We start from the raw sequence: 25,113 nt of genomic DNA, 5'->3' as shown, positions 1-25,113 counted from the left end.
AATAGCAACAACAACTATTTTGGGACAATTAGAACAGAACCATGCCTGCTTATCAATTTACCGCTCTTGATGCCTCAGGAAAGCAACATAAAGGTGTGCTGGAAGGGGATTCTGCACGTCAAATTCGACAACAGTTACGCGATAAAGCATGGACACCAATTGCAGTCGATGCCGTTGAGCAAAAAGACAAACAGCAACAACGTTCATGGTTTAAAAAAAGCTTTAGTGCTTATGATTTGGCATTAATGACCCGACAGCTTTCTGTGCTAGTTGCGGCTGGTATTCCATTGGAAGAAGCTTTGCGTGCAGTGAGTAAACAAAGTGAAAAATCACATGTGCAAAACCTATTAATCGCCGTACGGTCTAAGGTTTTGGAAGGACATTCACTGGCAAAAAGTATGCAACAGTCAGGTCGTTTCCCAGAACTATATATTGCAACGGTTGCAGCTGGAGAGCGTTCAGGACATCTTGATTTGATTCTAGACCAGCTGTCTGATTACACCGAAAATCGTTTTGCCATGCAGAAGAAAATTCAGGGCGCGATGATTTACCCGATAGTGCTGATGCTGATGTCGTTTGGGATTGTGATGGGTTTGATGACCTACGTTGTGCCTGAAATTGTCAAAACCTTTGAACAAAGTAAAGAAGCCTTGCCTTGGATCACGGTCGCATTGATGAAGGCCAGTGCCTTTATTCGGCATACTTGGATTGGCATGCTCATTCTTGCCTTTATTGCCATTATTGTATTTACCCGTTTTTTAAGAACCAATGCAGGGCATTATGCATTTGACCGATTAACGCTCAGACTGCCACTATTTGGTAAACTTTCACGTGGTATAAATGCGGCACGTTTTGCCAGTACCTTATCGATTTTGACCCGCTCAGGTGTGCCTTTGGTTGAGGCCCTACGGATTGGTGCTGAAGTCAGTAATAACTGGGTGATTCGTGATGCGATCGAAGTGGCGATGGAGCGTGTAACAGAAGGTGGTAATTTGGCAACGCAATTGGAGCGTTGCGGTTATTTTCCGCCAATGATGGTACAAATGATTCGAAGTGGTGAGGCGTCGGGTGAATTGGATCGGATGTTAGATCGTGCATCGACCATGCAAGATCGTGAGGTGACCACCTTTATTTCAACTTTACTGGCGTTACTCGAACCCTTGATGCTGATTTTTATGGCAGCAATTGTATTGGTGATTGTGATTGCAGTAATGTTGCCAATTATTAATATGAACAATATGATCTAATGAGTGACATGTAAGAGATGAATATGAATAATTCAATGGATAAACAAAATGTTGGACGTAGCTTGAATGCTTCTCCTGTTGCAGAATCTTGCAACTCAGAGTCAGAGTATAATCTTAATCCTGCCACTCGAAGCATAGCTTCTCGTCTTGCGACCCGACCGAGCGTTGCTCGGTTTAATCGGGTCTCAGGATTTACACTCATTGAAGTGATGGTTGTTATTGTAATTCTTGGTGTTTTGGCAGCATTGATCGTTCCAAACGTAATGGGTCGTGGTGAAAAAGCCAAAGTGGATACCACCAGTATTACCTTAAAAGGTGTCGCGGGTGCTTTAGATCAATATAAACTAGATAATGGTCGTTACCCATCGATGCAAGATGGCGGCTTAGATGCATTGGTGAATCAACCTGCTTCCGCAAAGAATTGGTTACCGGGTGGTTATGTCAAAGGTGGCTATCCAAAAGACAGTTGGGAAAATGATTTACAGTATGTAATTCCAGGCCGTGAAGGTCGTTCATTTGATTTATATTCGTTTGGCGCGGATGGTAAAGAAGGTGGCGAAGGAAATGATGCGGATATTTATTATCAGCCATAATGTAGAATAAAATATCACTTCACTTTTGAATTAAATAAATAGAGAGTGAAGTGATAATGTTTCTTAATTAAATAAAACAACATAACTATTTGAAAAATATAAAATGAATAAAATATTGAATATGTGAGAGTTATAATAAGAATTATTCCCATATTTGATAGTTACAAGAAAAAGAAATTATGCAGAAAAATAGACTATTTCTTTAGATCAAAGCTTTGCATAATAAATTCAAGCCATTGAAAAAAGATGTGGAGAAATCAGATGAAAGCATTCTTTATGTTGGATGAACTGAATCAGTTTCATTGGGCAATGCTTAAATCTGTATTGCTCATCTTAAGCCTATTACCCTTTAGCGAGGGTGCCTTAACATTATGGCAAGCTTCGGAAGGAAGCAGTCAAATCATGATCGGCTTTTTTGCATTGAGTATGTTGAGTGCGTGGTTTGTATTGTGTTTTTTAAGTGCCTTAAAAACCAGTGTCTGGGATAACCGGGAGCTGATTTCTAAATATGAGCAGTTTGTATTTAAAGCCTACCGATATATTCCGATGCTGTTTTTGTCGAGTCTTGTGGCTTATTTATCGGTGCAATTGTCGATTAATTTCTAAGCCAAAGATATTCAAAAAACGTAGACCCAAGATCTACGTTTTTTTATGGCCTAAATTTAAACTGGTCGAACCAATAGCATTGTCATTTTACGCACGATAGGTAACACCAAAAGCAGCACAGGAAATGCGATCAGCCAAGAAATTCCCCATGCCGACATCCACGTAGAAAAAGAGAACTGCTCAAATCCCATACTTCTGAGCGTGCTAATACAAGACACAATAAAAGTCATGATAATGGATAAGAAGAAAGGTAAAACAATGGATGCGTAACGATTAGGAATTTTTTGAAAATTAAAACAAGAAGATTTTGAACTCTGCATTTTTTACTCCGTAAACCAACAAACGCCAGTGCCTGATCAAAGATAAAAATATCTTGATCAAATAGCTCCAAGCCTTGTTGGAGATATGTTGGCACGTTGATTGACGTAAACGTTTACGGCTTTATGGTCAGCAAAATTAATTTAGCATGAAGTTACTCAATTGAAAATAAAAATAAGCGTATTTATTGAGTCAGATAGATTCGCTATGCTGCAACTGGGCCTAAAAAGAGAGAAAAGGAAAAAGCATGCAACAGATCGAATGGAATGACTTTAGCAAGGTTGAATTACGTGTGGGTAGAATCATTCAGGCGGAAGTGTTTCAACAAGCGCGGAAACCCGCTTATATTTTGCAGGTAGATTTTGGTGAAGAACTTGGGATTAGAAAATCCAGTGCGCAAATTACCAAGCTGTATCAGCCTGATGATTTGATTGGGAAACTGGTAGTTGCAGTCATCAATTTTCCAAAAAAACAAATTGGACCGATTCAATCAGAATGCTTGGTGACAGGTTTTCATAATGCAGAAGGGAATGTCGCGCTTTGTGTCCCAGAGTTTGAGGTTCCTCTGGGCACAAAGTTACTGTAATTTATCGACGGGATTTGAAGCTAATATCAACTTTACGTGGGCGATAGATCCAACCTACGATCAATAAAAGTAATGAGAAAATCAAGATCGGGTAATCACTTAAACGGTTGTAAAGCGTTTGCCCTTGCATGGCAGGTAATTCGCCACGTAACACAGCTTCTTGATCGATTGGCGCTTGTTTAACGATATGACCATGCTGATCAATAAATGCGGTCACACCTGTATTGGTGGCACGAATAAACCAACGGCCATTTTCTTTGGCACGCATCTGTACCATTTGCAGATGTTGCCAAGGTCCAGCCGTCCCCGTGAACCATGCATCATTTGACACGGTGATTAAGAAGTCACTATTAGCGGCATTACGACGGGTTAGGTTTGGATAGGCCACTTCATAACAAATGGCAGCTGCAAGCGCATGTCCTTTCACGGTGAGCGGTTTTTGATTGGCTTCACCACGTGAAAAGCCACTCATGCTGACGTCGTTCTGCATCGCAGGCAGTACCCATTTCAGCAGGCCTGACAGAGGAATATATTCACCAAAGGGTACTAAACGTTGTTTCTTATACAAGCCAAAGGAATCGCTACCCGATGCCATAATGCTGTTGTAATACAATGGCTCACCCACTTGCTGCGATTTGGCTAGATCCCAATAGGGAATACCTGTGACCCAAGCGCTATCGGTTTTCTTGGCTTGTGCCGCCATTGCATCCAAAAACTCTTGAATATCAGTTTGGAACATTGGAATCGAGGATTCAGGCCAAACGATCAGATCACGGCCCCATTCTGCGCGCGTCAGGGTGGCATAGATTTCCAAGGTTTTAATTTGATATTCGGTCAGCCATTTCAGATCTTGCGGGATATTCCCTTGAATCAGTGAAACACTCAGCGGCTTCGCTGCTTTAGGCTGCACAAATTGAATAAAACCAGCGCCCCAAGCACCGAATACGAGGAGTGCAGAAGGAATGGCCCAGAACCAACGGCGATTTAAAATCTCAACCAAGGCACAGGCCAATACAATCACGACAAATGAAACAGCATAGACCCCGAATAAAGGTGCATAGCCATCGAGTAAGCGTTCAGTGAAGGCATAACCTGCAAATAACCACGGGAAACCGGTAAAGACCCAAGTTTTGGCCCATTCAAATAATACCCAGAGTGGCGCGAAAGTCAGCGGTGTTTCCGGGAAAAAGCGACGATACAACCATGTTTGGAAGGCCGTAAATAAGCCCATTGCGGCTGCCATAAAGACAATCATCAAAATGCTTAGAAAGGCATTGGTATCGCCATAGGTATGGATTGAGGTATACAGCCAGAACGCGCCGACAAACCATAAACCAAAACCATAAGCCCAACCGAGCGCAAAAGCTTGGCGTGGGCTACGTTGACGTAATACTGCATACAATAATGCAGGCGACAGAATCGCAAGCCACCAAAAATAATATGGGGCTAAAGCCAAACTAAAGATTGCACCTGAAATTAGTGCAATCAATAGGGGAAAAATAAAAGGAAGCTGAGTTTGTGCTTGAGATGGATTTAACAGCTTCTCAAAATAGGTTCTCATTGACGGACAGCTCGAATCAGATGGATAGTGCGTGCATCTGCTTCAATAATGGTAAATTGCCAATCGCCAAGTTCAATGGTTTGACCTTGTAAATCGCTCACTAAACCAATCTCTTGCAGCAGTAAACCGCCCATAGTTTCAACTTCATCGTCAGAAAAATCTGCATCTAAAATAGTGTTGAAGTGTTCGATTGGTGTAAGTGCCTGCACAATCCAGGTATTGGCTGTGGTCGGGTCATTGTCTGGGACGATATACAGTGCTTCTTCGTCTGCGATATCGTGCTCATCTTCAATTTCACCGACAATCTCTTCGAGAATGTCTTCAAGTGTGACTAAACCAGAAGTCGAACCATATTCATCGATGACAATCGCAATATGGGTTTGGGTATTTTTCAACATGCGCAACACTTGGTCTGAACGTGCACTTTCAGGTACAAATACAGGCTGACGCATCAGTGAGCGAATATCGACTTTGACATTACGTTCTGTTAAGAAGGGCAATAGATCTTTCGCTAATAAGATACCAACGACATTATCCGTTTGATCCGCAGAGAATACTGGGAAGCGCGAATGTGCCGAATCAATCAGCACATGCAGAATATCAAGTAATTGATCATCTTCCTGCAAGCTGATAATCGCTGTACGCGGCGTCATGACTTCTCGAATCTTAGTTGCTGGCAGATCGAGAACACCCTCAAGCATAGCAACAGTATCTGGCTCTAAAAAGCGACGTGAGTCTTGAACTAACTTGAGTAATTCATCGCGGGTTTCAGGTGCGGTACCTAACCATTTTCTTAAGCCACGCATACCCCACGATGGACTGGATTCCTCGACCATGATCTTTCCTAAAGACTCTCTATATCAATTAGATGATTTTCATCATACCGAAGATAAAGCGGATATGCATCAATAATACTATGTAAAAAACGTACAGTTTTTCAAAAAGCTGCTGATGATTTTCATATCAGCAGTTTATGCTAAAATGTGAAAATTCGAATATTTGAGTTTTATGATGTCTGAACAACCAAAACTTCCTGCTGTTCAAATCAATACGCGAGGTTTACGTTGCCCTGAACCTGTGATGATGTTGCATCAAGCCATTCGCAAAGCCAAGTCGGGAGATATTGTTGAAGTCTTAGCTACAGATCCATCAACATCATGGGATATTCCAAAATTTTGTATGCATCTTGGGCATGAGTTGGTACTCAAAGAAGAAAGCCAAGATGAAAATAGCAATACGGAATATCGTTATTTGGTGCAGAAGGGTTAACTGTCATTTCAGCCAAATAAAACGAAAGCATAAAAAATCCGAGTCTAAACTCGGATTTTTTATTTTGAATTACATGTTAGGGTAATTCGGACCACCGCCACCTTCAGGCGTTACCCAAGTAATGTTTTGTGATGGGTCTTTGATATCACAAGTCTTACAGTGTACACAGTTCGCAGCATTGATCTGGAAGCGTTTAGAACCATCATCATTTTCCATGATTTCATACACACCAGCAGGGCAGTAGCGTTGAGCTGGCTCATCCCATTTTGGTAGGTTTACATCCACTGGAATAGATGGATCAGTTAACTTCAAATGAGCTGGCTGATTTTCTTCATGTACAGTATTTGATACGAATACAGAAGATAAACGGTCAAAGGTTAACTTGCCATCTGGTTTTGGATAGTTTGGCTTAAACGTAGAAGCATCTACAGTTTTAAGCACTGCAAAGTCTTGTTTAAGATCATGCAGAGTGAATGGTACTTTAAAGATGTTTTGATCGATAAAGTTAAATGCACCACCAATCCATTGACCAAACTTATGCATCGCTGGACCAAAGTTACGCGAGCTATATAACTCTTCTTTTAACCAAGAATTGTTATATTTATCTGTGTAAGCAGTTAATTCTTTATCGAAGTGGTCTTCGCCCTCAAGCACACGTGCAATCGCAAGATCGCCACCTTTTGCAACACCCGCTGCAATCGCTTCGAATACTGCCTCACCACACAACATACCTGACTTCATTGCAGTGTGTGAGCCTTTGATTTTTGAGAAGTTCAAGAAACCAGCATCATCACCAATCAAGCAACCGCCTGGAAAGGTAAGTTTAGGTAAAGCATTGAAACCGCCTTTCACAACAGCACGTGCACCATAAGAAATACGTTTGCCGCCTTCAAGGAATTGCTTGATGGTTGGGTGTGTTTTCCAACGTTGCATTTCCATGAATGGGTACATGTGTGGATTTTCATAAGATAAATCTACGATCATGCCCATGGTAACTTGATTGTTTTCTGCGTGATATAACCACCAACCACCAGTAGAACCTGTTTCAGACAAAGGCCAACCAGCGCCATGCATCACTAAACCTGGTTTGTGTTTTGCAGGATCAATTTCCCAAAGTTCTTTAATGCCGATACCGTAATGTTGCGGATCAGCATCTTTATCTAAATTGTATTTGGCAATCAGGCGCTTACCAAGGTGGCCGCGGCAACCTTCAGCAAATAATGTGTATTTGGCATGCAGCTCATAACCAGGCGTGAAGTTATGTGTTGGCTCACCGTTTTTGCCAATACCCATATCACCTGTTTGGATGCCTTTTACCGTACCATCTTCATGGTAAAGCACTTCAGCAGCAGCAAAGCCTGGGAAGATTGAAACTTCAAGTTCTTCGGCTTTTTGACCTAACCAGCGAACAACGTTACCCAGAGAAACCACATAGTTTCCATCGTTGTGCATTGATTTAGGCACCATCCAATGCGGCATTTTTTGTGCTTTGCTATCAGACAGTAAGAAATATGTTTCGTCACCTGTTACAGGGACATTCAGTGGCGCACCTTCTTCTTTCCAGTTCGGAAATAATTCGTTCATGGCACGTGGTTCAAGTACAGCACCAGAAAGGATATGCGCACCTACTTCAGAGCCTTTTTCAACAACACATACAGAAAGATCAGGTAGGTTGTTTTCAATCGCTAATTGACGAATTTTAATCGCAGCAGATAAACCCGAAGGTCCCGCGCCAACGATCACTACGTCAAACTCCATCGCTTCACGTTCGATGTGTTCCATGTAGGACTCCTCATATTTTTAAGGGTGGCAACCGTAATATTGCGATTCGGTGCTGCCATGAGTGTTCTGAATTGCCGAACACAAATGATAGTATGTGCTCGCAAACGTTTGGGCTAGTATAGTTTTAAACCTTGGTCTCGCCAATTGGCTGAGCGGTCATATTTTCTCGTCATCAAGGCATAAACTATGATAAATGAAAATGATTCTCCACAAAACCCTTTAGAAAATCAGGGAAAAATCATGTTTTCTGATGATAAAAACTTAATCGACATTGCACAATACATAAAAGATGTACAGCAAAGTCACAAAAGGTCAATTCCCCCATTGGAGCAGTGGCATCCAAAGCATTGCGGCAAAATGGATCTACGCATAAAAGCCAATGGCGAATGGTGGCACGAAGGTCAATTGGTCAAGCGACAAGCGCTACTCGACCTGTTTAGCAAAGTCTTGTGGAAAGAAGATGGCAAATTCTATCTTAAAACCCCAGTTGAACAGATTGAAATTGAAGTCGAAGATGAGCCTTTGCTCGTTAATCAGGCAGATCAGGTGGAAATCGAAGGTAAAACCTATTTGCAGCTGACGACGATCAATCAGGATGTGGTGATTGTTGATGAGCAACATCGCATTTTTATGCGTGAATATGAAGGTGAGTTAAGGCCTTATGTACATGTTCGCTTTGGTATGAATGCCTTGATTCAACGTCAGAGTTTTTATCATCTCGTGAACTATGGCAGTTTGTCTGAAAATGCGCAGGGCGAGACGGTTTTAACACTAAAAAGTGGTGATTTGGTCTTGCATTTGAGCACCTGAGGTTTAAGCTTAAAAGAGCGAATAAACCAATGCCTAAGTGTGTATGACAGCTGTTCAATCGATGCCTCTTTTACTCAATCCTATGCCACATGCGTCATCAGATGCGCCTATTGGTGTTTTTGATTCAGGGGTAGGTGGATTGTCGGTCGCACAGGAGATTGCCCGACATTTACCCAATGAACAGATTATCTACTATGCAGATACGGCACATGTTCCGTATGGGGCACGTAGTGATCAGGAAATCCGCCAGCTCACGGCTCAAGCGATTGAATGGTTGTATCGTCAAGGCTGCAAAATTGCGGTTGTCGCATGTAATACAGCTTCGGCATTTAGCTTAGATTATTTACGTGACCATTATGGTGAGCGATTTCCAATTGTTGGCTTAGTACCTGCATTGAAACCTGCCGTGATTCAAACCCAGTCAAAAGTTGTAGCGGTACTGGCGACACCTGCAACCTTTCGCGGTCAGTTGATCAAAGATGTCATCGCTAAATTTGCGGAGCCTGCTGGCGTTAATGTTTTAACGGTCACGAATTTAGAATTGGTGCCGTTTGTGGAAGCTGGTCAGGAAATGAGTCCAGCATGTTTAAAGGTCTTGCAACAGATACTTCAACCTGTGGTTGAGCAGGGCGCTGATTATTTAGTGCTGGGATGTACCCACTATCCATTTCTAAAACAAGCGATTCATCAGATTTTTGCAGAAAAATTAAAATTAATTGATTCTGGACAAGCAGTTGCACGACAAACCACCTATATTTTAATTAAAAATGGGTTATTATGTGACAAATTGCGTCATAACATTACACGTATTGAATGTTATGTCAGTGGTAACAATGCTGTTGCACTGCAACCAGTCCTTCAGCACCTAATACCAGAACAATTAACATGGAAAGTTAGAAATTTGGACGATCTAGGTGTTTTTCATATCTAAAATCGAGCCAGTTTTATATATTTTATTGGGGATAGCTGTTAATAAAAATCAAGATGCATACTTGATATTATTGATAAATGAATTGGGGCTTAGCCTATGCAAGATACTCGTTATCAAGTCTTTATTTCTACCTCTGGCAATGAAATGCAACCAGAGCGAGCGGTTTTGGCACAAACTCTTGTGGGAATGGGATTCCTGTCTTGGGGTTTAGAACAACGTACGCCTTTAAGTACATCAATTGCACGCCGTCAAATTGATGATTGTGATTATGTGGTGATTCTCTTGGGTAGCCAATATGGCGAACAATCGGTTTCAGGTGTGGGCTATATGCATCTGGAATATATTTATGCGATGACCAAACAGAAGCCTGTGATTGTGTTTATGCATGAAGATCCAGAATCGCGTGATACAAAACTGCATGATCATAAATCTGAGTTAAAAGAAAAATTTAAAGAGTTTAGAAAGCAGCTTCAACATGAAGTTGACCAAGTATTCTGTTATCGCACATTAAGAGATCTAGAGTTGGCAGTGCGTTCCAGTATGCCGCAGATGCTAGAGCGTTATCCTGTAGTGGGTTGGGTACGTCCACAAAACACGCAAGTATTGCGCGATGAAATTGATGCATTGCGTGCCAAAGTGAAACAGCTGGAAACTGAACTGGGGAATCGTGAAGCAGACCCACTGACCAATGTACCCAAAGTCTCCATGCATGAACTCTATTCATTTGAATACCGTATGCATGCTTATCAAGATGGTAACTTCAAGGAAGTTAAACCGCATCGTAAAATGACTTGGGCACAATTGTTAAATGTTTTAGGCACCGCATTTGTGACTCCGACCCCTGAAGAATATTTTTCAAAAAGAATGAATGGATATTTGAATGAAACGGGTTTGGACGATGCCCGCAAAGAAATGCCACGGGCGCATGCGGTGTCGCGCGCGCAGGTAAATATTCGTGCTTTGCATGAGATCAAGTTACAAATGCGTCAAAATGAATGGATTGTGCCAACTGGACGGGATGATCGCCAGCGTATGTTGTGGCAACTGACTTCCAAAGGGCAGAAATTGTTGGAAAGTAATGTTTTGGACAGTAATCGGGTTTTTCAATTTAAGACCATGCATTAATCCAATTTAGTAAAAAGCGCTAAAACTGCTAAAGTAATTGAATGAATTCAATGAAAAGCGGATGCGGTCTATGTTAGCGACACAAAAACCTAAAGTGACGGTGGTTCTGGCAAATTTGGGAACGCCTGATGCAGCTACTGTGCCAGCTGTACGACGCTTTCTGAAGCAATTTTTATCTGATACACGTGTGATCGAGATTCCAAAACTGCTTTGGTGGATCATCCTGCACTTATTTGTCCTGACCTTTCGTCCAAAACGTGTGGCTGAAGCTTATGCTTCGGTTTGGTCAAATGACTCGCCAATGCGTGAAATTGTATTGGAACAAACACTGCTGATTAAGCAGCGTCTACAAGAAGAAAATCATCAGTTTGATCTTAGCGTTGTCCCTGCAATGACTTATGGTCAACCCAGTATTCATGATGTACTTGATCAACTGGCGCAAACCCCACAAGAGCATGTCATTTTATTACCCTTGTTCCCGCAATATTCTGCGACCTCAACTGCACCTTTATACGATGCCTTTGCCAAATGGATTCCACAGCAGCGCCACTTACCTGGTATTACCCTGATTAAGGATTATTATCAGCATCCTCTGTTTATTCAGGCTTTGGTAGATAGTGTATTAAATTATCAATTGCAGCATGGAAAACCTGAAAAATTACTCATGTCGTTCCACGGTATTCCTCAGCCTTATGCCGATAAAGGTGATCCTTATGCCGATCGTTGTCGAATGACCGCGCGTCTGGTGGCGGAGGCTTTACATCTGCAAGAGCATGAATGGGCAATCAGCTTCCAATCTCGTTTTGGCAAACAAGAGTGGGTCAAACCTTATACCGACCAACTATTACAACAATGGGGTGAGCAAAAAGTTCAGTCTGTGCAGGTGATTAGTCCTGCATTTTCAGCCGATTGTCTGGAAACGTTGGAAGAGTTGGCAATGCAAAATAAAGAGATTTTCCAGCATGCAGGCGGTAGAGACTATGCCTATATTCCTGCCCTGAATGCAGATCAGGCGCATATAGATTTGCTTGCCAGTCTGGTTCAGGCTAATCTTGACGCACTCACTCATACCTTAGCCCATCGTTAAATCGACTCTTTATTTCGCCAGAGGTTTCTATGCTACAAGTCAAAATTGTCCCTGTTACTGCATTTGCCCAAAACTGCTCAATCTTGTGGGACAGTGAAAGCAAAGAAGCGATTTTGATTGATGCGGGCGGTGATGCTGCGGTACTTAAAAAAGAAGTAGAAAGCTTGGGCTTAAAAGTGAAAGCATTATGGTTGACCCATGGACATCTTGATCATACAGGTGCAGTCGGTGAGTTGGCTGAAGCGTGGAAAATCCCTGTGATTGGTCCGCACAAAGAAGACCAGTTCTGGTTGGATATGATTCAAGAAGTCTCGGCTCGTTATGGTTTCCCAATTCCGCAACCTGTAAAAGTTGATCAATGGCTTGAAGGTGGCGAAGTATTAAAGCTGGGTGATGATGAGTTTGAAGTGCGTTTTGCACCAGGGCATACCCCAGGTCATGTGATGTTCTATAACGCTAAACATGGCTTGCTATGGACTGGCGATGTACTGTTTAAGGGTTCGATTGGGCGGACAGATTTCCCAAAAGGCAATCACCAGCAGCTATTAGATTCGATTCAGCGCGAATGCTTTAGCCTGCCAGATGAAACGCAATTTATTTCAGGACATGGGCCAATGAGTACCATTGGCTATGAGAAGCAATTTAACCCATTTGTTGCCAGTAAAGCAGGTTAATCTTTGATTTCAGCTTCTGTATAAAGATTGGAATTTATACAGAAGCTTGTGGTTCAAATTGTTTCCAGCCATTTTTGATTAGCAAGATTCACATCAAAATTCAAACTATTACAAATTGTTTGTAAGTCAAAAGACGCTTTATCTTCTGGGATTTGAATCAAAATCGGTAATCGTGTAATACCATTGTCGCCTGTAGGAAAAGCATAATGGCGTTCTTTATGATTGATTGAGATGAGCGACTCAAACTCTAAATACACAATCAATGATGGAAAGCGCCGTTGAATGCGAATAATTTCCTGATGCGCATGTCTTTTGATTTGCGTGGTTTTTTCTTTTAACTTGATAATATTATCTTTAATTTTCTGAGGTTTATTTAGTAGCTTACTGAGAAGTGACGCGCTTTGTTTAAGTTGGCGTTGATTTTCCTTTAATTCTGAAAATGCATCTTTATATTCTTGTAAGGAACTTGCGCTGAGATCTTTGAGGATATTGGTTGGTTCCAGTGCTTCTGCGTGGTGTTTTTTCCAATCTTCATACGAAAATACAGTAAACACATCGGCATGTCGTTTTTGCAATAAGGTGGCATAAGATTTAAGTCGGGCGATGAACAAATTGACCTGTTTATTGAAGATGATTGAAGGCTGAGAGTGAAATTCAATAAAGTGGCTAATTAGATCGTCCAGTGTTTGTTTGACACTCAGATACAGGTAGCTGCATTCATCACTATGATGAACAGCATGTTTTAAGGCATCTGCAATTGGTTCAAGAATATGGCGACATAACTTTTGTTCAAAATCAATCAGTCGCTGTTCAATCAACTTTTCAATAAACACGCCCTGAGGATTGAGAGGTTCCATCAAAAATGGAATCAGAGTTTTATTGGCATACAGTTCGATTTGGCGGACCACATCAGAGACATATTGGTTGACCTGTTTATCAATGGTAATGATGTGGCTTACTTGCCATTGAAACTGTTCGTGATGTGACTCGTTTTCAATCTGATCTAAATCTAAAATGGCGGAATTAAAGTAAACGTTTTCGCAGGCTTCAAATTGTTCTTCTTGTAAAAAGCGTCGAATTGAAAATGTATTTGTTAATCCTTCCTTGCTCGGAGCGAGTGCAAAAATATATCTAGAGGTTCTAACGATATCCAGTTGTCTAGATTTCTGCTGCTTATATAAAAAATATTTAAGAATATGCGGCTTTTCTTCTCGTAGTTGATGAGCACGAACGATGTTAAAAGAATATTTGAGTAGTTGTTGTTTTAAAAATACTTCGCTAATAAAAGTCTTGATGATGTCCGTATTGATATTGCGTTGATTGCGAGGTAATTGGATCAGTTCTTTTGCCAAGATGATTTGTGCTGCAGCATAAATAAATTCTTTTAGCACCTGTTTTTTTTGTTCTTGTAGATCAAAGTCATCTTCGATATTAATCCGATGGATTTGACTCAGCATATTCTCTAAATAATCAGAAATTGCATAGATATCATTGTATTGTTTTAATTTCTCTAAGGAGTTGGCAATGGTTCTGACCAATACCTTCATGGGTGCATCTTGAATTTTTTCTGCCAGTAGATTGATGTCATGTTTGGCCAAATAGCAGAAGCTATTTTCTTTTCGATTCCAATGGATTTTTTTGAGTTGCAATATCTGTTGGCAGATATTTTCGCAGTCTTCATGAGAGCATGTGACAAAAAGTGCCTGTAAATGAGTCTGCCAATTGGCATCTAAGTTTGGATCGATTTGGTTGACCAAAACCTTCAGTTGATAGGGAATATACTGATTCATTATTACATCCTGGTAAGTCTAAATATTTTTATTAAACAAACTGATCCCTATAAAATTTAGAGTAAAGTTGGATCAGTGTGAGCGATAAGTTGTCGTGTTATTTGCTATTTTTATTCAATACAATGTATAGCTTAAGATTTGCACAGGGTCATAAAAAAGTAAATTACCGTGATGTAAATCACATATCTAAAATATGTAAATTTTTATTAAAATAAATCTAAGATGATCAATATTTAATTTTATTTTTTGAAAAATGAAGATGATTAGTCTTCATAATCATCTTCATTGCGTTTGCGGTCTGCTTGTGGGGCATCTTGTGTAGGCAGTTTGTACTCATCACTGGCCCAGGCACCAAGATCAATCAACTTACAGCGTTCTGAACAGAAAGGACGAGATTGATTACCTTCCCAAGTGCTGGCTTCACCGCAACGCGGGCAGGGGAATGTACGTGGCATAGAAAATTCCTAAAACAAAGAGCAAATAGATTAGGCAAAAGTAAGGTGAGTTGTTAGACTTATGCCGATTTCTAGATAGTTTGATGAGATTATGTCGATTCGTCAATTTCAAGCACAACGTATGCAAGCCCCTCGTGATTTTATAGCCATTCCTAACACGCCGATTTGCGTTGAGATTGGGGCAGGAAAAGGTAAACATGCCTTATTGTTTACTGAGCAAAATCCGCACACCACGTTGTATGCAATTGAGCGAACCAAAGAAAAATTTGTGGCAATGCAGAAACAGCATCAATTAGAACCACGTGAATATTTAAATCCGATTCATGCGGATGCACTTCCTTGGGTGGTGCATGCGTTATTCCCTGCACAAGTTGAACAATTTTTTATTCTCTATCCGAATCCAGAACCGCATAATCCTGCGCAGCGTTGGCTGAATATGCCGTTCTTTGAGTTTCTACTGTCTCGCCTTCAGCCGAATGGCACAATTACTTTGGCGAGTAATATTCCTGAATATATTGATGAAGCAGAACAACAATTGATTGAATTGTGGAAGCTGCCGCATGAAAAGCAAAAAATTGCAGCAGATTCTGCCCGAACACATTTTGAAATCAAATATTTAGAGCGTGGTGAATTGTGCCAACAGTTGATCATTCGAAAACCAGAAGGCTATGCAACCCGCTTTGATGATTTTGAACCGTTACAAGGTCAAAACGCTCAAGAGCAAGCTGATGCCTAAGCGTGTTGCAATTATTGGTGCAGGCCCAGCAGGTTTGATGGCTGCTGAGGTTCTAAGCCAATATGACTATGAAATTGATGTGTTTGAACAAAAACCTTCGGCGGCACGTAAGTTTTTAATGGCGGGTAAAACAGGTTTAAACATTTCACATGCTGAACCTGTGGATACGTTTATACAACGTTATGATCGTGCAGAATGGTTGGGCACATGGATTAAGCAATGGGACGCACAGTGGATTCAGAACTGGATGCAAGGACTTGGGATCGAATCTTATATCGGTAGCTCTGGTCGCATTTTCCCGATTGAAATGAAAGCTGCCCCCTTACTTCGTGCATGGTTAAAACGATTAATGGCTGATGGTGTGCGTGTTCATTATCGTCATCGTTGTGTGGATTTATCCAATAATCAACTTACGATTGAGAACCAAACCGAGCGCTTTAGTGCAACGTATGATGCCATTATTTTGGCCTGTGGGGCGGTGTCATGGTCACAATTAGGCAGTGATGGTGCTTGGCAGCCATGGCTCTCAAAAAATGAAATTGAGCCTTTCCAAGCCAGTAATGCTGGTGTGCTGAAAACATGGTCGCCGTTCATGCAGGCGTGCTTCGGTCAGCCGTTGAAGCGTGTCAATGCATGGGTGCAATCCGAACAGCAAACTCATGGCGATATCATCATTACTCACTACGGCTTTGAGAGTGGCGTGATTTATAAACTGGGTCGTGATCTCAGAGCACAGCTTGGCCAAAAACAGTGTTTACAGTTACATCTGGATTTACTGCCTGATGTCAGCATTGATCAATTAGAAAAGAAATTACAGGGCAATAAAAAGCAGTCTTTGACCAATCTCTGGCGTAAAGCAGGTTTAGACACTGTCAAAATTAATCTACTTCGAGAAATTGTCGAAAAAAGCTTATGGTCAGATGCCAAGCAAATGGCTCAGCAAATTAAGCAGTTGAGTATTCCTTTGGATGGTTTCCGTCCAATCGAAGAGGCCATCAGCTGTGCCGGTGGTGTGAAGCAAACTGCTGTATCCCCACAACTGCAATTACAATCTAATCCTTATGTGTTTTGTTGTGGTGAAATGCTGGATTGGGATGCACCCACAGGTGGCTATTTGCTGACAGCCTGCTTTGCAACTGGAAGAGCAGCAGCAGAAGGGGTTAATACATTTATCAAATGATAAAATAAGCTAAAATGTTTGAATAAAAATAAGCTAAATCAATTGATGAAGAGGGTATATGAATATTGAGCCGACGGTAGAAACACAAGACAACGTAATAATAAAACCATTGCAACCGAAGCAAGTGTTCACTTTATTTTTTCAACCGAAAAAATTCTTTTCACAATCTAAAAACTATCATCATCAAAGCATTATTGTGATTGCTTACTTAATTGGTGTGGTGACGGTGATGGACCGAATCGATCAGCAGCTATTACGTGCCGAAACAACAAATAGAACCTCTTTCATGAGCTCAGCTGTGGATTCTTGGTCAATTTACTGGTTATGGGTGCTGGGTATGGGGATTATTTCTGCTGCATTTGGCTGGTTGATTCAAGGCTGGTGGTATAAGAAAAGGCTGCAGTTTTCAGGTGTTAAAGAGGCTGATCCACAACTTGCCCGACACGTGTATGTGCTGCAATCGTTTGTCTTTGCTTTGCCGATCGTGATTACAACGGCGATCCAAACTTTTTTATATCCAAATTATATTGAAGCCTATAATCAATCTACAATTTTAGGCTTTATTTCAGTTCCATTTTTATTCTTCTCATGTTGGGTGAGTTACCGCGGGGTTACCCAAGTGTTTCATACCAATGGCTGGGCAAAATTTTGGTTTTTAGGATTGCCTATTCTGTTCTACGTTTTGATCATTGGGGTATTTTCTGCCTTGATCAGTTGAGTTTAAAAGAGCTGTGTGATTTCCCTTAAAACTGCTTATATTTCTTGAGCAGATTTGCCTTGTGATTCAGCATTTAAAAATGCTAGTTTTGAGTAAATGTTCATCAGGAATAGGGATATGTCTCAAGCTTCATCGGTCTATCGTGGCAGTTGTTTATGTGATGGGATTCATTATGAGATTCATGGTGAAATTGGTGAGATCATACAATGCCATTGTCAACGTTGCCGAAAAGCCAATGGTACGGCCTATGCAACCAATGCACCGATTAGCAGCACAGCGTTTAAAATTGTACAGGGTGAAGAGCTGGTTAAAAAGTTTGCCGCATATGGCGTGTATCGCTGGTTCTGTGGCGAATGTGGCTCTCCATTGATCAGTTCGCGGGATGCACAGCCTGAGCTTTATCGATTAAGAATCGGGACATTGGATACACCATTACAGCAAAAGCCAAGTATGCATATTTTTGCTGCGTCTAAAGCAGAATGGGATTGTATCGCAGATGATTTACCGCAATATGCTGAACGTCCTTAAGCAGGATGTATTTTTGCGATGATTTTTGAGACTTCAGATTTAGAAGCAAATGATATCTACCGCTTATTGGTTGGTGGGATTTCACCACGACCGATTGCATGGATTAGTACGCTTTCTGTAGATGGCGTAGCAAATATTGCACCTTATTCATTTTTTAATGTTGCCAGCTGTAACCCACCCATTTTATGGTATTCGCAGGTCAATCCAAGAAATGGTCAGGATAAAGATACCATTCGCAATTTGATCGATACACGAGAATGTGTCGTGCATATTGTGAATTCAGCGTTGCTGGAAAAGATGAATTTATCCTGTGCTTTATTGCCACCAGAGCAAAGTGAATTTGATTTTGCCAAGATTGAGGTTGAACCAAGCCATACCGTTGCAGCTTTATCTGTCAGAGATGCACCTATTCGTTATGAGTGCCAGTTAAGGGAAGTGCTGCAACTCAGTACGCTTCCATCGGGTGGTACAGTGGCTTTGCTGGATGTGAAGTTAATTTATGTTGATGATCGGCTTTGGAATGGACAGATGATTGATCAACAGCAACTGGACAGTGTCGGGAAAATGGGTGGTGATTTTTATAGTTTAACCACGGACTTGCGAAAATTGACAAGACCTTAGCCATTGAATAGAAATAATAAAAAGGAGGCTTTGCGCCTCCTTTTCTTATTTTGCAGCTAAAGCTTCACCTTCAAACTTCACGCCATCCCAACCGTGTTGCATGAATTGACGAATATTCTGGTGATCAGTCGCCTCAGGGGTCGCCAGTACAGAAGCGTAATGTTCTGCAAATAAACTTAATGTCTCTGCTTGGCTCAAACCTTCAATTTTTGCAAAGCTAAGTACTTTGGCACTGCCTTGGTTCTCTGTGGCTGCATTTGACTGTGCGCCATTTTGAAAGGCTGTTGGAGTGTGTTGATAACGTGCTTCGATAAATGCCAATACATCAGCAAATTTTGCCGAGCCATCTTTAAGTTGCGCCAATAAGCTTTGAGCCATTTCAAAATTCCATGTTTATTGAATCAATGGCAGCATCATAACATTGAAAATGTAGAATAGAAGTCGATAGATATCTGAACTAGACGTTATAGCGCTGGCGGTTTATGCTCAGAATGCTTATGAATGTGCTGAATAATAATGAATCGACATGACTTTAAATTACCGCCATCCAAACGCTTATTGCGCTTTCTCGCTCCCGTTTTTAGTTGCCGTTTCCTATTGCAACTGCGCCGTTTGATGATGCGCATATTGCCGTTTATGCCTTTGCAGAGTCGGGTCAGCAATATTGTGTATTTATCGTGGCTGGTGGATGTTGAACAGGTCCGTCAGCGCTATCCGAAAGATGTACAGTTATGGGAAAAAGATGGGAAAACCATTTTTACCATTCTGACTTATCAGCATCATCATTTTGGTTTCAGTTTCTTGGGAAAATTACGTCAGTTAATGCCTTCACCTCGACAAAGTAACTGGCGCTTTTATTTGGATGAGTCGCATTCAAAGACCGTGATTTTTGAGCAGGTAATCGTCGATCAGGCCTTATATGTGATTGGTGGCCGTTTTGCCAGTGATGTGATGCCAGCACAATATGCTTCGGTGTTTCAACATCAATTTGATGAACAACAAGGCAGTATCCATACTGAAATTAGCGTTGATAAGGATTATGCCTTGATCAGCGATGTGCAGATAATGAAGCAAAAGCAATTACCTACTGCATGGGAAATGCTATTTCCATCATGGGATGCTGCCGTTCAATTCTTAGTTGATCAAGACCATGCATGGACAGAATGGATCGATCAACCGACTCGAATGTCGCAAGGGGATATTCAGATGCCGTTTCAGTTTCAACAGACTCAAGCTGCTCAGGTTCGTGCATTACAAGCACCCAAATTATTGCAACAATTCGGTTTAGATCAGGAGACAGAAGCCTTCGCTTTTGTCGTACCTGCATTAGATTTCTATGTGGTTGGGGAAAAAGTTTTAGCAACATCGGAATAAGCTGTGGATAAGTTGATGTTTATACACAGCGTCATTCAGCATCAAAACATGGGTTGAGTTGCCCAAAAAATATGTTATTTTAGAGCAAAGGAGATGGCATTCCTCCTGTCACAAACCGCCATAATGGCTAATGATGCCTACGTTACCCTGAACAGGGGGCGTAGGTTCGTGCGTGCTCTGTTCCCATTTTTGGAGTTCGCCAATGAAAATTCTTCAAAACAATAGCTATAAATCCATGTCACCCTATTCTTTCACTCCAACATTGTCTTTGGAGTAAGTCATGTACTATCCATTACTTTCAATCGCTTTAGGCTCGGTACTCGGCGCATGGCTGCGTTGGTTTTTGGGGCTAAAACTGAATCCGATCTTTCCAACGATTCCTTTGGGTACGGTCACAGTCAATTTTGTTGGTGGCTTTATTATTGGTTTTGCAATTTCCTATTTTTCTCAAAGCTCATTGAGTCCTAATTACAAGCTGTTTGTAATCACAGGCTTTTGTGGTGCATTAACCACCTTTTCGACCTTTTCTGCCGAGATTCTTGCGTTATTGCAAAGTGGTAAGTTGGGTTATGCCTGTGCAGCGATTCTGATTCATGTACTTGGGTCGTTGCTATTTACGATTTTAGGCATGAGTTTGCATCAATGGCTGAGTGCTGCATAGTTGAGGAGCAACGATAATGAATGGATTTTTAATTACTTTTTATACCGCCCAGAATCGTAACTATCAGGGACAACCGATCAGCGAATGGTTATTGTCTGTCGCAAAACAAATGAATTTACGTGGCGCAACCGTGCTCGCTGGACTGGAAGGCGTTGATCATCATGGTTTGTTTCATTCTGCCAGTTTCTTTGAGTTGGCTGATCGACCTGTACAGATCCAGTTCGCAGTAACAAATGAGCAGGCAGTCGAATTAATGAATTATTTGAATGATAAAGAAGTTTCTTTGTTCTATGTCAAAACACCAATTGAGTTTGGTGTAGTTGGACAAGCAACGACGGATTCTTAGAGGGTAAACGTTAGGTATAAAAAAAGAAGTCTAAGTGGAGGAGAGATAGCCTTAGACTTCTAATGTTTACAGCTTAATATGTGAAACTTAACAGAAGATTAACTATTGCGATTGAAACGTGCAAAGCGTTTGTTAAAGCTTGCGACACGTCCTTCATTACTTGCCTGACGTACTTCACCTGTATAAAACGGATGTGATGCACTTGAAATATCAAGGGTCACGTATGGATAAACTTTACCTTGATATTCACGAGTTTGTTTGCTTTGCAGGGTACTACCAATTAAGAAATAAGTATCCGCATTGGTATCGTGAAACAGCACTTGTTGATAGGTTGGATGAATACCTTTACGCATTTTGAATGACTCCTATTATTTGTGGAAATGTTATAACATAACAATATGTGAAGTCAATCTTCTTCATTTCAAGTTTTGTTGGCACTTATTTTTAAATAGCTGATCGGCAAGTACCGAAAAACCTAGCTTTGATCATGTGATTGTATTGGTTCAATTGCCTCATACTTTATCGAGTATGGGGAAAAAATAACGAAAATTGATGGGCTAAAATAAATGAGTTCATAAAAATGCCAATCAGATGATTGGCATTTTTATATGGACTAGTTTGGAACTAATTCTTCAAACAAATCATTGAGATTGTCATGCACTTTGAGGTGAATGAGATTCCAATAATGTCCTGAAATAGTTCGATTAACCATGAGGGTATCTGGAGAGGGTTTAAACACATCCCAGTATTTCAATGATTGTTTGACCAGACGTATACCATCGTGATGTGATGAGTTTTCGGCAAAATCATAATGTGTGCTTAGAGGACGCAACAGGATTTCAATCCATTGTGTATATAACTCACTTGGGAATTTCTGCTTTTCAGCAATCGAATGTAATTCCACCAGCAGATCTTCAACCTGAGCAATATCTTCTTGGCGAGCAGCATTCACCAGTGCTTTGAAATGCTGAATGATTTCAGGTGAAAGGGTTTTTACGCTGCCGTAATCATAAATAATCACGCTGCCATCTGCACGGAAAGCAAAGTTGCCTGGATGCGGGTCACAATGGAAACGCTTCAAGAAAAACATTTCCTGTCCTAAAGCACGAATCAGACGACGACCAATTTGATTACGTGTTTCAACCGACCATGTACTTGCCGTTTCGATGGATTCACCTTGTTCAAGACTGAGGGTCAATACACGACGAGAAGAATAATCTTTATATACAGTTGGGATAATGATTTGATCATCGAGCTTTTCATGGAAGGTTTTAAAGACTTCTAGGTTTTGTGCTTCAATTTCATAATTCAGTTCCGCAGAAAGGCTGTCTTGAATTTCCTGAAACAGTTGATCTTGCAGCTTCTTATCAATCTTTAACACGCCCATTAAGCGTAAAGCGAGACGGACTTGTTTTAAATCACTTTCACAGGCTTGATCCACCCCAGGATATTGCACTTTCACCACCACAGCTTGACCGTCTGGTAGTACTGCACGGTGTACTTGTCCAATTGAGGCAGCAGCAAAAGGTTCTACTTCAAAAGAGCTAAAAATCTGGTTTAAAGGTTTGCCCAACTCTTTTTCAACTTGTTGCTGAATGGCAGAAAAGGGCATGGCAGGGGCTTGACGTTGTAGTTTGGCTATAGCCTTTGCCACTTCTGGTGGGAAAATATCTTTATATTGTGAGGCGATTTGCCCAACTTTCATTACTGCGCCTTTCATTTCTCCCAATGTATCTGCAATCTGTAAACCAATGTCTTGAAACAGTTTGCTACGTGCAGCGTTTTTTTGTTCTTCGTCTGCCGTGAGATTTCGAATGGAATTGGCAACACTTTTACTGGCAATACTTGCGGTCATGCCAGCCAGTTTTAAAAAACGTCTACTGGGAGAGCTTGCATGCTTTGCCATATGCGCTTGACCTCGGTCGATCTAGTTTCAAAGTGATATCTTGATCATAGGCGACAAAACTTAAATTGCCTATAACAAAATGTTAAGTGATGTAAGTATGAAATGAGGCCGAATTAAAGAATAAAAATTTGTATAACTTAATTTTGATCAGGACCGTCGAATGTAGGATGTATCGGACTTTACTTTAATTTTTAACGATCAAAATGGACAGTATTGGAGGCCTAACAGAGGCAGTATCCATGCCACCTCTGTAGGCTTGGTTTTAACACAAGGTCATGTTTATAGCTTTGGGCTAGCCATTTGCATCAAACGCTTATTGTTAAAATATAAACGACCAATCAGTAAAACACAGGCAATACTTAAACCAATAATCAGGCCGAGCCAGACACCAGCAGCACCCCAAACCGTATAGCGAGCAAGGTATAAACCAATCGGGAATGCTATGACCCAATACGCCATCAAGGTGATCCACATAGGAGCCTGAGTATCCTGCATACCACGTAAACAACCTGCGGCACTGACTTGCCATGCGTCCATCAACTGATAGGCCATCGCGAACCAGAGTAAGTACATCGCAACAGGAATGACATTAATATCAGTAGTATAGATCGCCACGATATAGGGACGCGCAAGCGCAATCAATGTCATGGTCAAGGCTGCAAAGATCGTGGCCGTAATCAATCCCACAATTTGTACTTGACGCATTGCATGCCAGTTTTGTTCGCCATAATACATGCCAACACGAATCGTCAATGCAATCGCTAAGGACAGTGGGATCATAAACAGCTGAGAAGTGACTGAAATTGCAATCTGGTGAGCTGCAATGGCATTTTCACCAAGTGGGCCAAGTACAATTGCACCGGTACTGAAAATACTGACTTCAAAAAATACAGCAAGTCCAATGGGTAAACCCAATTTTAAAATGCGTTTAATCCAAACTGGATCAATTCTTTCCCATTTGGTGAAGATAGGCGCCTGTTTATAGGCTTTTGCTTTGGAAATATAAATGGCTAAAGTGATAAACATGAGCCATTGCAAGATCGCCGTTGCAAAACCACAACCTGCGCTGCCTAGTGCAGGAATTGGTCCAAAGCCATACATAAAGATAAAGTTCAGCGGAATCAGTACCAATAAGGCAATCAAGCTAATGGCTGTGACAGGGCGTGGATGTCCCAACGCTTCGGAATAACTACGCAGTGCTGCATACATCATGACTGCAGGCATACCAAAACCAATCGCATGTAAGAACAGGCTTGCTTTCGGTATTAAGCTTTCAGGCACACCAAACAGGGGCAGGAACATTGGCATACATTGCAGAATTAGCATCGCTACGATACCGAGAATGACAGCGACCCATAGAGACTGTCGGGCAATGGTTGGAATTTTTTCGGGTGTTCTTGCACCACGCGCCTCAGCAACCAAAGGTGTTGTTGCCAACATGATTCCTGCAAAGAGCAGCATGATGGGAATCCACAAACCAACACCGACTGCGATCGCTGCCAGATCCGTAGCAGAAAGATGCCCTGCCATAATGGTATCGATTAAACCTAATCCAGCTTGGGCAAATTGTGTAATTAGAATTGGAAACATCAAATGAAATAGCTGTTTGAGTTCAAATCGCTTGGTTGTGGCATGGGACACAAAAAATACTCTTATTAAAATGGGGGGAGAATTAGCGTTGTAGTGTTAATAACACACCAATAAAAATTACAATACTGCCCAGTAGGCGTTGCCAGTTAATTGGTGTTTTGTCTGTACCTAACCAGCCAAAGTGATCAATCAACATGGAAATTACCAATTGTCCAAAAATCACTAAACCTGAAAAAGTTAAAAATCCGAGTTTAGGTGCAGTATAAATGCTCATACTGATTGCATAAACCCCAAGGCAGCCGCCTAACCAAAGAAACCATGGAATTTGTGAAAGTTCACTTAAACTGGGTCTGTCTGCACCTTGGAAATAAACTAATAGGGCTAGAATAATCGTCCCAATCAAAAAGGAAAGTAAGGCGGCTTGCAGTGGTGAGTTGAGATACTCTCGGAGCTGTGCATTGATTGCCGTTTGAAAGGCCATTGCAATCCCGATTCCTAAAGCAAGGGGAAGGATAAATAGCAATTGGCTGGAAATTTTCATCATATTATCGGTCTAATTGTTCTTTATGTTCTCAGTCTAACTGAATACATAGGGGATGATAAGCCGTGTGTATCGTCG

General features: G+C 41.2%; 29 protein-coding genes and 1 riboswitch. Of the genes, 18 read left to right on the top strand and 11 right to left on the bottom strand.

What is annotated here, in order from left to right; translation table 11 throughout:
* The first annotated feature begins 41 nt into the window (after positions 1–41).
* From gspF to GBI66_RS06525, 3 genes are all read left to right on the top strand, one after another.
* Entirely contained in the window at positions 42–1,247 is a 1,206-nt protein-coding gene (gspF, locus tag GBI66_RS06535) for a type II secretion system inner membrane protein GspF (RefSeq protein ID WP_005192058.1), read from the top strand.
* 23 nt (positions 1,248–1,270) lie between these two features.
* The gene (gene gspG, locus GBI66_RS06530; protein WP_151715553.1) at positions 1,271–1,840 is read left to right on the top strand and encodes a type II secretion system major pseudopilin GspG; all 570 of its coding nucleotides are present in this window, start codon (positions 1,271–1,273) and stop codon (positions 1,838–1,840) included.
* A 261-nt stretch (positions 1,841–2,101) separates the two neighbouring features.
* On the top strand, positions 2,102–2,446 hold the full coding sequence (locus tag GBI66_RS06525; protein WP_151715552.1) for a hypothetical protein: 345 nt from the start codon (positions 2,102–2,104) through the stop codon (positions 2,444–2,446).
* Between the two features lie 56 nt (positions 2,447–2,502).
* Here the strand turns inward: GBI66_RS06525 and GBI66_RS06520 are convergent, their stop codons facing one another.
* Positions 2,503–2,766: a DUF2798 domain-containing protein gene (locus GBI66_RS06520; RefSeq protein ID WP_151715551.1), complete on the bottom strand. Its 264-nt coding sequence runs from the start codon at positions 2,764–2,766 to the stop codon at positions 2,503–2,505.
* A gap of 245 nt (positions 2,767–3,011) precedes the next feature.
* Between GBI66_RS06520 and GBI66_RS06515 the strand changes: the two genes are divergently transcribed.
* Positions 3,012–3,350: a tRNA-binding protein gene (locus GBI66_RS06515; RefSeq protein ID WP_151715550.1), complete on the top strand. Its 339-nt coding sequence runs from the start codon at positions 3,012–3,014 to the stop codon at positions 3,348–3,350.
* A gap of 1 nt (position 3,351) precedes the next feature.
* On the opposite strand, the gene lnt is transcribed toward GBI66_RS06515, so the two are convergent.
* Complete coding sequence (gene lnt, locus GBI66_RS06510; RefSeq protein ID WP_151715549.1) at positions 3,352–4,911, bottom strand: apolipoprotein N-acyltransferase; 1,560 nt, start codon at positions 4,909–4,911, stop codon at positions 3,352–3,354.
* Positions 4,908–5,747 carry an HlyC/CorC family transporter gene (locus GBI66_RS06505; protein ID WP_004802396.1) on the bottom strand — a complete coding sequence of 280 codons (840 nt, stop codon included), beginning with the start codon at positions 5,745–5,747 and terminating at the stop codon, positions 4,908–4,910. Before GBI66_RS06505 ends, lnt begins: the two co-directional genes overlap by 4 nt.
* A 175-nt stretch (positions 5,748–5,922) precedes the next feature.
* Here GBI66_RS06505 and tusA point away from each other — a divergent pair, with 175 nt between their 5' ends.
* A complete protein-coding gene (tusA, locus tag GBI66_RS06500; RefSeq protein WP_004802398.1) occupies positions 5,923–6,180 on the top strand; it encodes a sulfurtransferase TusA in 258 nt (85 codons plus the stop codon).
* 69 nt (positions 6,181–6,249) lie between these two features.
* Here the strand turns inward: tusA and GBI66_RS06495 are convergent, their stop codons facing one another.
* A complete protein-coding gene (locus GBI66_RS06495; RefSeq protein ID WP_005192081.1) occupies positions 6,250–7,962 on the bottom strand; it encodes an electron transfer flavoprotein-ubiquinone oxidoreductase in 1,713 nt (570 codons plus the stop codon).
* 186 nt (positions 7,963–8,148) lie between these two features.
* On the opposite strand from GBI66_RS06495, the gene GBI66_RS06490 reads away from it, so the two are divergent.
* From GBI66_RS06490 to GBI66_RS06470, 5 genes are all read left to right on the top strand, one after another.
* Positions 8,149–8,772 carry a DUF1285 domain-containing protein gene (locus GBI66_RS06490; RefSeq protein WP_005192084.1) on the top strand — a complete coding sequence of 208 codons (624 nt, stop codon included), beginning with the start codon at positions 8,149–8,151 and terminating at the stop codon, positions 8,770–8,772.
* Between the two features lie 43 nt (positions 8,773–8,815).
* Positions 8,816–9,703, top strand: a complete 888-nt coding sequence (gene murI, locus GBI66_RS06485) for a glutamate racemase (RefSeq protein ID WP_151715548.1) — start codon at positions 8,816–8,818, stop codon at positions 9,701–9,703.
* Positions 9,704–9,799: 96 nt separating this feature from the next.
* The gene (locus GBI66_RS06480; RefSeq protein ID WP_151715547.1) at positions 9,800–10,828 is read left to right on the top strand and encodes a DUF4062 domain-containing protein; all 1,029 of its coding nucleotides are present in this window, start codon (positions 9,800–9,802) and stop codon (positions 10,826–10,828) included.
* Positions 10,829–10,898: 70 nt separating this feature from the next.
* A complete protein-coding gene (gene hemH, locus GBI66_RS06475; RefSeq protein ID WP_151715546.1) occupies positions 10,899–11,915 on the top strand; it encodes a ferrochelatase in 1,017 nt (338 codons plus the stop codon).
* Positions 11,916–11,944: 29 nt separating this feature from the next.
* The gene (locus GBI66_RS06470) at positions 11,945–12,589 is read left to right on the top strand and encodes an MBL fold metallo-hydrolase (RefSeq protein ID WP_151715545.1); all 645 of its coding nucleotides are present in this window, start codon (positions 11,945–11,947) and stop codon (positions 12,587–12,589) included.
* Between the two features lie 53 nt (positions 12,590–12,642).
* Here GBI66_RS06470 and GBI66_RS06465 read toward each other — a convergent pair whose 3' ends face one another.
* Positions 12,643–14,379 carry a hypothetical protein gene (locus GBI66_RS06465; protein ID WP_151715544.1) on the bottom strand — a complete coding sequence of 579 codons (1,737 nt, stop codon included), beginning with the start codon at positions 14,377–14,379 and terminating at the stop codon, positions 12,643–12,645.
* A gap of 263 nt (positions 14,380–14,642) precedes the next feature.
* The gene (locus tag GBI66_RS06460) at positions 14,643–14,834 is read right to left on the bottom strand and encodes a DNA gyrase inhibitor YacG (protein ID WP_005192098.1); all 192 of its coding nucleotides are present in this window, start codon (positions 14,832–14,834) and stop codon (positions 14,643–14,645) included.
* Positions 14,835–14,925: 91 nt separating this feature from the next.
* On the opposite strand from GBI66_RS06460, the gene GBI66_RS06455 reads away from it, so the two are divergent.
* The 5 genes from GBI66_RS06455 (at position 14,926) to GBI66_RS06435 (ending at position 18,617) form a co-directional block, all read left to right on the top strand.
* The gene (locus tag GBI66_RS06455; RefSeq protein ID WP_151715543.1) at positions 14,926–15,570 is read left to right on the top strand and encodes an SAM-dependent methyltransferase; all 645 of its coding nucleotides are present in this window, start codon (positions 14,926–14,928) and stop codon (positions 15,568–15,570) included.
* The gene (locus GBI66_RS06450; protein ID WP_151715542.1) at positions 15,563–16,750 is read left to right on the top strand and encodes a TIGR03862 family flavoprotein; all 1,188 of its coding nucleotides are present in this window, start codon (positions 15,563–15,565) and stop codon (positions 16,748–16,750) included. The genes GBI66_RS06455 and GBI66_RS06450 overlap by 8 nt, the downstream gene beginning before the upstream one ends.
* 58 nt (positions 16,751–16,808) lie before the next feature.
* Positions 16,809–17,468: a hypothetical protein gene (locus GBI66_RS06445; protein ID WP_151715541.1), complete on the top strand. Its 660-nt coding sequence runs from the start codon at positions 16,809–16,811 to the stop codon at positions 17,466–17,468.
* 117 nt (positions 17,469–17,585) lie between these two features.
* The gene (locus GBI66_RS06440) at positions 17,586–17,996 is read left to right on the top strand and encodes a GFA family protein (RefSeq protein ID WP_151715540.1); all 411 of its coding nucleotides are present in this window, start codon (positions 17,586–17,588) and stop codon (positions 17,994–17,996) included.
* An 18-nt stretch (positions 17,997–18,014) separates the two neighbouring features.
* The gene (locus tag GBI66_RS06435) at positions 18,015–18,617 is read left to right on the top strand and encodes a flavin reductase family protein (protein WP_151715539.1); all 603 of its coding nucleotides are present in this window, start codon (positions 18,015–18,017) and stop codon (positions 18,615–18,617) included.
* A gap of 45 nt (positions 18,618–18,662) precedes the next feature.
* Here the strand turns inward: GBI66_RS06435 and GBI66_RS06430 are convergent, their stop codons facing one another.
* Positions 18,663–18,995, bottom strand: a complete 333-nt coding sequence (locus GBI66_RS06430) for a HopJ type III effector protein (protein WP_151715538.1) — start codon at positions 18,993–18,995, stop codon at positions 18,663–18,665.
* Between the two features lie 138 nt (positions 18,996–19,133).
* Here GBI66_RS06430 and GBI66_RS06425 point away from each other — a divergent pair, with 138 nt between their 5' ends.
* From GBI66_RS06425 to GBI66_RS06410, 3 genes are all read left to right on the top strand, one after another.
* Positions 19,134–19,991, top strand: a complete 858-nt coding sequence (locus GBI66_RS06425) for a DUF2071 domain-containing protein (protein ID WP_151715537.1) — start codon at positions 19,134–19,136, stop codon at positions 19,989–19,991.
* An 80-nt stretch (positions 19,992–20,071) separates the two neighbouring features.
* A riboswitch (Fluoride riboswitch) is annotated at positions 20,072–20,138 on the top strand.
* Positions 20,139–20,271: 133 nt separating this feature from the next.
* Positions 20,272–20,652, top strand: coding sequence for a fluoride efflux transporter CrcB (gene crcB / locus GBI66_RS06415; protein ID WP_005192109.1), 381 nt, complete (start codon positions 20,272–20,274; stop codon positions 20,650–20,652).
* 16 nt (positions 20,653–20,668) lie between these two features.
* Complete coding sequence (locus tag GBI66_RS06410) at positions 20,669–20,998, top strand: DUF190 domain-containing protein (RefSeq protein WP_151715536.1); 330 nt, start codon at positions 20,669–20,671, stop codon at positions 20,996–20,998.
* 98 nt (positions 20,999–21,096) lie between these two features.
* Here the strand turns inward: GBI66_RS06410 and GBI66_RS06405 are convergent, their stop codons facing one another.
* The 4 genes from GBI66_RS06405 to GBI66_RS06390 all read right to left on the bottom strand — a co-directional run bounded on the left by GBI66_RS06405 (position 21,097) and on the right by GBI66_RS06390 (position 25,038).
* Complete coding sequence (locus tag GBI66_RS06405) at positions 21,097–21,351, bottom strand: type B 50S ribosomal protein L31 (RefSeq protein WP_005155032.1); 255 nt, start codon at positions 21,349–21,351, stop codon at positions 21,097–21,099.
* A gap of 260 nt (positions 21,352–21,611) precedes the next feature.
* Positions 21,612–22,904, bottom strand: coding sequence for an AarF/ABC1/UbiB kinase family protein (locus GBI66_RS06400; RefSeq protein ID WP_151715535.1), 1,293 nt, complete (start codon positions 22,902–22,904; stop codon positions 21,612–21,614).
* Positions 22,905–23,183: 279 nt separating this feature from the next.
* A complete protein-coding gene (locus GBI66_RS06395; protein WP_151715534.1) occupies positions 23,184–24,545 on the bottom strand; it encodes an MATE family efflux transporter in 1,362 nt (453 codons plus the stop codon).
* Positions 24,546–24,576: 31 nt separating this feature from the next.
* A complete protein-coding gene (locus tag GBI66_RS06390) occupies positions 24,577–25,038 on the bottom strand; it encodes a DMT family transporter (RefSeq protein ID WP_005210256.1) in 462 nt (153 codons plus the stop codon).
* Positions 25,039–25,113 lie beyond the last annotated feature (75 nt).

The organism is Acinetobacter sp. TUM15071, assembly GCF_008980925.1.
Taxonomy (GTDB): Bacteria; Pseudomonadota; Gammaproteobacteria; order Pseudomonadales; family Moraxellaceae; genus Acinetobacter; species Acinetobacter dispersus.
This window is presented reverse-complemented; position numbering and strand designations above follow the sequence as displayed.